Origin of the sequence: Arthrobacter sp. Hiyo1, from assembly GCF_001263615.2 — a bacterium.
Taxonomy (GTDB): Bacteria; Actinomycetota; Actinomycetes; order Actinomycetales; family Micrococcaceae; genus Arthrobacter.
On the sequence record NZ_DF952471.1, the window covers coordinates 347,726 to 353,447 of the forward strand.

3 protein-coding genes are annotated in these 5,722 nt (G+C 63.2%); all 3 read left to right on the forward strand.

From position 1 onward, the window contains the following. A partial coding sequence (locus AHiyo1_RS13170; RefSeq protein ID WP_059388868.1) for a DUF721 domain-containing protein occupies positions 1–373 on the forward strand: 373 nt, incomplete at its 5' end. A gap of 525 nt (positions 374–898) precedes the next feature. Further along, on the forward strand, positions 899–2,845 hold the full coding sequence (gene gyrB / locus AHiyo1_RS13175) for a DNA topoisomerase (ATP-hydrolyzing) subunit B (protein WP_275937061.1): 1,947 nt from the start codon (positions 899–901) through the stop codon (positions 2,843–2,845). Positions 2,846–2,909: 64 nt separating this feature from the next. After that, the gene (gene gyrA, locus AHiyo1_RS13180) at positions 2,910–5,645 is read left to right on the forward strand and encodes a DNA gyrase subunit A (RefSeq protein WP_113990660.1); all 2,736 of its coding nucleotides are present in this window, start codon (positions 2,910–2,912) and stop codon (positions 5,643–5,645) included. The last annotated feature ends 77 nt before the right edge of the window (positions 5,646–5,722 follow it).

Sequence of the window (5,722 nt, forward strand, 5' to 3'; positions counted from 1 at the left end):
CCAATTCCACGGTAGCGGCCGGGATCCGCTTGGCTTGGGGAAAGTCGTCGGGAGGCTCGTGGCTGAACGCGGCTGGACGTCTCCCGTGGCCGTCGGTTCCGTGATGGCCGAATGGGATGCCTTGGTAGGACCGGAGATCTCCGCGCATTGCACTCCGGAGAGCTTCACCGACACCACGCTCCATGTCCGCTGCGATTCCACGGCCTGGGCAACGCAGCTCAGGCTCCTGAGCACCAGCCTCCTGGACATGTTCCGAAAGGAACTCGGAGACGGAGTGGTGACCTCCATTCAGGTGCTCGCCCCCACTGCACCGAGTTGGCGGAAGGGCGGCCGAAGCGTCAATGGGCGGGGCCCTCGGGATACCTACGGGTAACTTCCCCGGCGCCCGTATTGGCGCATTTGCGTGAACGGCGCACAGGGGCGAGAAACCTCCCCGGACCGTACAGCTCCCTAGAGGGTGCTCTTTTGGCGGCTTGCAGATGGGGCCAGCGGCCTCCCAGAGCTACTTTCCTGAGCATAAGGGCCGGGTTTTGCAAGGAACTGTGCCCAGTCACGATAGAATCGGCATAGACAACTGGGCGCCGGTGAACGTTGATTGGCTCTGCTGAACAGCACTTGTATAAGCGGATCCGCCATTGACGAAGTAGCCGGCGTTAGCAGTGACGTCCCTGTTGGCGGCTGCCGTATCCCTGTGGTGTGTCCTGACGGACGTGCTTCCTTGGTGCGGTGACGGCCGGCGACCATCGAACACGGAGGAGTCGAAAGCGCCTGTGGCTAACGACAATGCAGAGACCTTGGCAGTAGATCCCGCGAAGGAGAACGCCCATAAGCCTGACACACCCTCGGGTCCAAGGAGTACGGTGCGAGCGACATTACCGTTCTTGAAGGTCTCGAAGCGGTGCGTAAGCGCCCGGGTATGTACATCGGATCCACGGGCCCGCGCGGCCTCCACCACTTGGTGTACGAAGTGGTGGACAACTCGGTGGACGAGGCGCTTGCCGGATACTGCAGCCACATCGAGGTGACTCTGCAGGCCGATGGCGGCGTGAAGGTCGTGGACGATGGCCGCGGCATCCCGGTGGACATGCACCCCACGGAGAAGAAGCCAACGGTCGAAGTTGTCATGACCATCCTGCACGCGGGCGGCAAGTTCGGCGGCAGCGGCTATGCCGTATCCGGTGGCCTTCACGGCGTCGGTATTTCAGTTGTCAACGCGCTTTCGCGCAGGGTTGACACCGAGGTGCGTCGCCAGGGCCACGTTTGGCGGATGAGCTTCGCCGACGGCGGCAAGCCGCAGGGTGGACTCGTCCAGGGCGAAGCAACGGACCAGACTGGAACGTCCCAGACGTTCTACCCGGACGGCACCATCTTCGAGAGCACCGATTTCGATTTCGAAACCCTCCGCGCCCGGTTCCAGCAGATGGCCTTCCTCAACAAGGGCCTGCGCATCACCCTCACGGACGAGCGTCCCGTCGCAGGAGCAGGCGACGACGACCTGGATCTTGACGCAGTGGCGACTGAAGGCGAAGTGGCGGCCGAACACCGCACCGTCGTTTATCAATACGACGACGGCCTGCTCGACTACGTGAAGCATCTCAACTCGAACAAGAAGGTCGACGTCGTCCACGAGGACGTCATCGCCTTCGAAACCGAGGACACTGAGCGGCACATCGCCGTCGAGGTCGCGATGCAGTGGACCACGGCCTATTCCGAGAGCGTCCACACGTACGCCAACACCATCAACACCCACGAGGGCGGCACCCACGAAGAAGGTTTCCGTGCCGCGATGACCTCACTCATCAACCGCTACGCGCGCGAGAAGACCATCATCAAGGAAAAGGATGACAACCTGACCGGTGACGACATCCGGGAGGGCCTCACAGCCGTCATCTCCGTGAAATTGTCGGAACCGCAGTTCGAGGGCCAGACCAAGACCAAACTGGGTAACTCCGAGGTCAAGGGCTTCGTCCAACGGGTGGTCACCGACCAGCTTGGCGACTGGCTGGAACGAAACCCGGGCCCGGCGCGAGACGTCATCCGCAAAGCTGTCCAGGCGGCACAGGCCCGTATGGCCGCGCGCAAAGCCCGCGACAACGCACGTCGCAAGAGCCCGTTGGAATCCTTCGGTATGCCGGGCAAGCTGTCCGACTGCTCCTCAAAGGATCCCGCGCGCTGCGAGGTCTACCTCGTGGAGGGTGACTCCGCCGGGGGTTCGGCCAAGCGTGGACGCAACCCCGAGACCCAGGCCATCCTGCCGTTGCGCGGAAAGATCTTGAACGTCGAGCGCGCCCGCCTGGACAAGGCGCTCGGCAACAATGAAGTCCAGTCCATGATCACGGCCTTCGGCACGGGCATCGGCGAGGACTTCGACATCTCCAAGCTGCGGTACCACAAGATCGTCCTGATGGCCGATGCCGACGTGGACGGCCAGCACATCACGACGCTGCTGATGACGTTGCTGTTCCGCTACATGCGTCCGCTGATCGAGAACGGCTATGTCTATCTGGCCCAGCCGCCGCTGTACCGCATCAAATGGTCGAACGCCCCTCACGACTACGTCTACAGCGACCGTGAGCGAGACGCCAAGCTGGTCTCCGGCCAGGCCGCCGGCCGCCGGATCCCGAAGGACAACGGCATCCAGCGCTACAAGGGCCTCGGCGAAATGGACTACACCGAACTCTGGGACACCACCATGGACCCGGACCACCGCACGCTCCTGCAGGTCACCATGGACGATGCCCTGGCGGCGGACCAGACCTTCTCCGTGCTGATGGGCGAGGACGTGGAGTCGCGCCGGAACTTCATTCAGCAGAACGCCAAGGACGTCAGGTTCCTGGATATCTAGAGACTTCAAAAGCCCCTAGGAATATTCCAGTACTGACATATACCTGAAACGGAAATCATAAACTATGAGTGAAGAAACACCTGAGGTTCCCGCCGAGTCGGCCGGCATTCCGGAACCCGTACTTGAGGGCGACGTGCTGACTGACCGCGTGGACCAGGTGGACCTGCAGACGGAAATGCAGCGTTCCTACCTGGACTATGCCATGGCCGTGATCGTTGGCCGTGCGCTTCCGGACGTCCGCGACGGCCTGAAGCCTGTCCACCGCCGAGTGCTCTACGCGATGTTCGACGGCGGTTACCGCCCGGACCGCTCGTTCAACAAATGCGCCCGCGTGGTGGGCGAGGTCATGGGCCAATACCACCCGCACGGTGACACCGCGATCTACGATGCCTTGGTCCGCCTCATCCAGGACTGGACGATGCGCTACCCGCTCGCTCTTGGGCAGGGTAACTTCGGCTCCCCGGGCAACGACGGCGCCGCGGCTCCGCGTTACACCGAAACCAAGATGGCCCAGCTGGCCATGGAGATGGTCCGCGACATCGACGAGGAAACCGTCGACTTCCAGGACAACTACGACGGCAAGAACCAGGAACCCACCATCCTGCCGGCGCGTTTCCCGAACCTGCTGGTCAACGGTTCCTCCGGCATCGCCGTCGGCATGGCCACTAACATCCCGCCGCACAACCTCCGCGAAGTTGCCGATGGCGTGCAGTGGTACCTGGCCAACCCGACAGCCAGCCGCGAAGAGCTGCTCGAGGCGTTGCTTGTACGCATCAAGGGCCCGGACTTCCCGACCGGCGCCACTATCCTCGGCCACAAGGGCATCGAGGACGCGTACCGGACTGGCCGCGGCTCCATCACCATGCGCGCGGTGGTAAACGTCGAGGAACTCCAGGGCCGCACATGCCTCGTGGTCACCGAACTTCCGTACCAGGCAAACCCGGACAACCTGGCCATCAAGATCGCCGAACTGGTCAAGGACGGCAAGATCCAGGGCATCGCGGACCTCCGCGACGAGACGTCCGGCCGCACAGGCCAGCGGCTCGTAATCGTGCTCAAGCGCGACGCCGTGGCGAAGGTTGTGCTCAACAACCTCTACAAGCACACCCAGCTTCAGGACAATTTCGGCGCCAACATGCTGGCAATTGTCGACGGCGTACCCCGCACGCTGAGCCTGGACGCCTTCATCCGGCACTGGGTGGCCCACCAGATGAGCGTCATTGTCCGCCGGACCCGCTACCGCCTGCGCAAGGCCGAGGAAGAGGCGCACATCCTGCGCGCCCTGCTCAAGGCGCTGGACATGCTGGATGAGGTCATTGCACTCATCCGGGCCTCCAACACCACGGAGGCTGCCCGCGACGGCCTGATGGGTCTGCTGGAGATCGACGAGCTCCAGGCCCGCGCCATCCTCGACATGCAGCTCCGCCGGCTCGCCGCATTGGAACGGCAGAAGATCCAGGACAGGCACGCCGAGCTTGAAGCCATGATCACGGAATTCAACTCGATCCTGGCCTCCGAACAGCGCCAACGCGACATCATCAGCCAGGAACTGGCCGAGATCGTGGCGAAGCACGGTGATGACCGCCGGACCCACATCCTCATGGGCTTCGACGGCGACATGTCCATGGAAGACCTCATCCCCGAGGAAGAAGTGGTGGTCACCATCACCCGCGGCGGATACGTCAAGCGCACGCGCAGCGACAACTATCGTTCGCAGCAGCGGGGCGGCAAGGGGGTCAAGGGTGCCCAGCTTCGCGGCGACGACGTCGTGGAGCACTTCTTCGTCACAACGACGCACCACTGGTTGCTGTTCTTCACCAACCTAGGCCGCGTGTACCGGGCCAAGGCATACGAGCTTGCCGAGGCCGGCCGCGACGCCAAGGGACAGCACGTGGCAAACCTGTTGGCCTTCCAGCCGGACGAGCACATCGCCCAGGTCCTCGACTTGCGCGACTACGAGCAAGCCCCGTACCTGGTGCTCGCCACCAAGAACGGCCTTGTGAAGAAGACGCGCCTGGAAGACTACGACACCAACCGCACGGCCGGCGTCATCGCCATCAACCTTCGGGATGAGGACGAGCTTGTCTCGGCGCAGCTTGTGTCCGAAACGGACGATCTCCTCCTGGTTTCCCGCAAGGGCCAGTCGATCCGCTTCACGGCCACCGACGAGGCATTGCGCCCCATGGGTCGCGCTACCTCGGGTGTGACCGGCATGAAGTTCCGCGAAGACGACGAACTCCTCGCGGCCGACGTGGTCCAGGACGGCTCGTTCGTGTTCGTGGTGACCGAAGGCGGATACGCCAAGCGCACCGCCGTCGAGGAATACCGGCTCCAGGGACGTGGCGGCCTGGGCATCAAGGTGGCCAAGCTTCAGGAAGAGCGAGGCGACCTTGTTGGTGCGTTGATCGTCAACGAAGAAGACGAAGTCCTGGTGGTTATGGAGGGTGGAAAGATTGTCCGCTCCGCCGTGGCCGGTGTGCCTGCGAAGGGCCGTGACACGATGGGCGTCATCTTCGCGAAGCCTGACAAGAACGACCGCATCATCGAGGTGGCCCGCAACAGCGAACGCGGCCTCGAGGACTCCGACGACGATCAGGGCGAGGGCACCGACGACGCCTCAAGCGTCAATAGCGTCGAAAATCCCGCCGGAGGAACGCCCGAGGCGGACGATGACGTAACGTTGGCTGCAAACGGCGGCGCCGATCAGGCGACCGCGACGGCCGAATCGGGATCGGCCGCAGGATCCGGTAATGGGTCCGGCGTCGAGCTGAACGAAGACAATACCGGAGGTAACGAGTGAGCAATTCGGACTCATATCCCAAGCCAAGCACGGGTGTCCCTGGAGGATTGCGGCAGCCGTCGGCTACTCCACGGGTA

Bases quoted from the DNA above. Each gene is read 5' to 3' on its own strand.
- gyrA (WP_113990660.1), top strand. From the start codon at position 2,910: ATGAGTGAAGAAACACCTGAGGTTCCCGCCGAGTCGGCCGGCATTCCG.